At 60.6% G+C, this 3,802-nt stretch carries 2 protein-coding genes and 1 pseudogene; 1 reads left to right on the top strand and 2 read right to left on the bottom strand.

Going from position 1 to position 3,802, the window contains the following annotated elements:
* Window positions 1-944, bottom strand: a pseudogene (locus ABYB95_RS18940) (hypothetical protein); the annotation flags it as partial.
* 115 nt (window positions 945-1,059) lie between these two features.
* Between ABYB95_RS18940 and ABYB95_RS18935 the strand changes: the two are divergent.
* Window positions 1,060-1,968, top strand: a complete 909-nt coding sequence (locus ABYB95_RS18935; protein WP_372660387.1) for a LysR family transcriptional regulator — start codon at window positions 1,060-1,062, stop codon at window positions 1,966-1,968.
* A gap of 432 nt (window positions 1,969-2,400) precedes the next feature.
* Here ABYB95_RS18935 and ABYB95_RS18930 read toward each other — a convergent pair whose 3' ends face one another.
* Entirely contained in the window at window positions 2,401-3,657 is a 1,257-nt protein-coding gene (locus ABYB95_RS18930) for a hypothetical protein (RefSeq protein WP_372660385.1), read from the bottom strand.
* Window positions 3,658-3,802: the final 145 nt, after the last annotated feature.

The raw sequence follows: 3,802 nt of genomic DNA, 5'->3' as shown, positions 1-3,802 counted from the left end.
TGGTGGTGGTACTTGGACTCGAAGCAAGCCCCAATGGCATCGGCGTGCACGACATAGATGAACGCCATCAACCGGGCGGCCTCGACCACATCGGAGGTGGTCGCCGCGAAACGGCCCAGGTTGCGCGTGACAAAGGAGCCGGGGGGCTCGGAATGGAAGCGTGCGATCTCCATTTGTTCGGGCGTGCGCACCGCACTGACCGAGCCACCCAGCGACCGGGTCTCTTCGACGGCGGCGGCGTAGGTGGCACTGTCCAAGGCCGGCGGTGGCGGTGGGCGGAACTGGTCCAGACGGATGAGTGAAAAAGGTTTGATGGAAGGCACCTGGCGGTTGAAGGGGTTTGGGCCGGCGCTGCGGAAGTTGCCCGCAGCAGAACCCGACACATAGGGCGCCAGCGCCACACCGCGGCCATCGTCGGCGCGCAGGTTGACAACGGCCATAGCGACTTCGTTGCCCAGCGCAAGACCCCGGGTCTTGGCATCGCCATCAGGGATCGCGGCGATGCGGCTGTCGTAGGCCGCCTGGTAGATGGCGTTGCGGTTGGGGAACAGCGCTTTCAGCACGCCATAGGCCGCAGCGCTGGCGGTGGCGTCCATGGAGGCGCCAGCGGCCGGCCCTTTGGGCTGGATGGCGAACGGCTTGTACCGAGCGTCGATGGCGTTGACCGCATCAAAAATCGCCACATGCAAGCTGGCCAGATCGACCTGGTAGGAGGGGCGCTGTTCCTCGGCCGTGGTGTTGGTGGCAGACGGTGCCAGCACCGTCTGGTTGGCGATGCCGTTCCAGTACGACACCACGTTGGGCTGGTCCGCACTCAAGGTCACCGTGGGCTCTGCACCGTGCGACGGGCTGAAAGCCGCGAGGCCCACAACGAGGGTGAAAGCTTTGAGCCAGCGGGGGCTATGCCGCGGTTCGCGGGAAGCACACAATGCAAAGGCGTTCATGGCGGCGACTCCTGGGGAGATGTGGACGGGCATCGAATGGGGGGCGATGTGTCCACAGCCTAGGCCGCTGGACGGCGCTTCGTAAGGCGCAACTTTGCATGTGGGGGCCGCAGTTATGCACAGTCCGACCAAGTTCCAGTGGGACGATCTCCGGTACCTGCTGGCCGTGGCCCGCGAAGGCAGCACGCTGGCTGCGGGGCGTGCGTTGGGGGTGGACCAGTCGACGGTTCAGCGCCGCCTGGCCGAGCTGGAGCGGCGCATCGGCCAGTCGCTGGTGCAGCGCCAACCCACCGGCTACCGGCTGACCGAGTTTGGCCAGGACATGTTGCCGTTCGCCGAGACAGTCGAGAGCGCCGTGCTTGCCTTCGAGCGCCAGATCCAGACACTCGGCGGAGAGATCAGGGGCGTGATCCGCATGACCTGCCCCGAACCCATCGTCAACCGCATCGCGCAAACCGGCTTGCTTGATCGGTTCCATGCCAGGCACCCAGCCTTGAGCGTGCAGTTCGTGATGAGCGACAAATACATGGATCTGCGCCAGGGCGACGCCGATGTCGCGCTGCGCTCGGGCGACACCGACGATGGCGAACTGGTTGGCCGCAAGATCGGCGATTCCGTCTGGGCGATTTACGCCAGCAAGGCCTACATCGCACAACACGGCCAGCCCGCGTGCGTCCAAGATCTCGCCAGCCATGCCTTGGTGGGCTTCGACGCCACCATGGCCAAACACCGTTTGTCGTTGTGGTTGCGCGAGGTCGTGCCCAACGCCGAACTGGCTTCACGCAGCAGCAGCGTGCTCGGCTTGATCTATTCGGTCAAGGCGGGGCTGGGCGTGGGTGCGCTGCCCATGCCGCTGGGCGATGCAGAGCCTGATCTGGTGCGCGTGCTGGGTCCGGTGACCGAGTTGACCCGCATCTGGCGCATGCTCACCACGCCCGAGTTGCGGCGCACGCCGCGCGTGAGCGCGTTCTTCGACTTCATCGTCGAAGAAATCGACACCTTGCAGCCCATCCTCACCGGGTGAACGGCGGTAGGGGCGGGCCACCTTGTCCGGCCGCCAAAAGCTTGGTGCAAAGCAGCGCCAACGGTTCAACCTCTGTCGCTGTATCTGCCGGGCATGCACCAAAAACGGATCGCCATGCTGCGCAGGCAGTTGTTGTCTCCCACCCAACTGCCGATCTGCAGAGATCCGCTGGCCATGTGGGCGCCCAGCGGTCTTCGACCAAGGCACGTTCGTGGGCACGGCGCGGCGAATGGGTGGAGGTGTTTGGCGCTCCCGCTCACTCTCGCCAACTGTGTGTTCGTTGATGGGGTGCTTTCGACCCATAGCGGGCTTTGCCCTCGCTCTTGATCTTTCTCTGGCGCAACCAGCCTATGTCTCAAGTTGGATCGGGAAAATGCCCAAGAATGCGTAGGCAGCGGCCAGCTGGTAATAGAGTCACTAACGATACGCGTACTACAGCTCTACTCGAAAATTTGGATAGAAGGTCGAGAGCGGGTTGTCAGCAGCATCCGGATCTTGAAGAGCACGCCTGACGTGGCTTGCGATTTGAGCGACGTATGACTGCAGCTGCGGCAAAAGCGTGTAAATGCTGGTCGTATCGATGGGAATGGTCCGCATCTGATTCACATCGAATGGGATTTTTTCGGCAGCGCGAATGATTTGGACTACTGGCAAGCGAGCTGCATGCCGAATTGCGAGCTCATAGAACACGTTGGGGTTGTGAAAGGAAAGGTCGACGACGACTAGCCTAGCGCGAAGCAAGTAGTCAAAGACCTGGCGTGTGATTGTTCCTGGCTTATCTATCTGATCCGCTCGGACCACGGTGAGCCCAAAGCCTTCTAGTGCTGGCTCCACGATTGACCCTAACATCAGGTCGGAATGCAGGCGCTCCTCAGAGCCGGGCGCCCCTATCGGTGTCACGTAAAAGCACGCTGTTTCGAATTGAGCTTGTTCCGATGTGATGAGGGACGTTGCCAACCTCGGTTCAGACGCAGGCGCTGCCCCCACGGTCGGGGCAGCACGGGCACTCTGCATCGCCCTCGTCTGAGGCAACGAGTCCAGATAGTGGTCGATAGTCAAGATTCTTTCTGCACCTGACAATGTTTGCAACAAGCCCAACTCGCGTAAGTTCACCGTGAAGGTCTCGACAGCTTCGACTGCGAGGTCATCACTCAACCCAATCGACTTTGCGGTATCAACCAACGCCGCTTTTGGCGGCAGCTTATTGCCAACATACGTATCGAAGAGTGCCTTGAAAGTGGGGATGTTTTCTAGACCGAGAAATATGCGAGCCTTCGCCCGCTCACGAGCTGGATGCTCCTGATCCACAGCCTTGGCGCCATCAGGCGTAAGTTCCAGCATCTCTGCCGCATAACTACCCTTCGTAAGACCGTACTTGCCAGCGTTGGTAATGATCTGCCGAGAAGCGCCGCTGTCGGGCGACTTGTTTAGGTGATCAAAAAGCGTGATCTTTCGGACTGCTCGCCCAGCCCCAAAGTCAAAGAGTTCTTTGGCAAATACTGCCGCTTCCTCGAACGAACAAGCAGGGAATGGGCGTGTAGCGCGGGATCTTTTCTCCACCGCTTCAGCAACGCGCTTGTTGACAGCATCAATTGGCGAACGATTTTTAGCCGCCTTCGCAGACGCGGCTTTCTTGACCGCCATTGGCTTCGCGGCTGGGGCAGGTGCAGTCTTGTCGTCTTTAGCCATGCATGCTTTCGTGAGAGTTCGTAGCGGCATTCTATTGAACTATCAGCTGCCGCCTTCTAAAAGCGCCAACGCTCGCAGGACCGTTTTTGGCGCGCTATAAGTTTTATTGACGCCTCAAAATGTTGCGTGGGTGGTCAATCCTGAT

The sequence above is a fragment of the Hydrogenophaga sp. genome, from assembly GCF_041633695.1.
GTDB lineage: Bacteria > Pseudomonadota > Gammaproteobacteria > Burkholderiales > Burkholderiaceae_C > Hydrogenophaga.
This window is presented reverse-complemented; position numbering and strand designations above follow the sequence as displayed.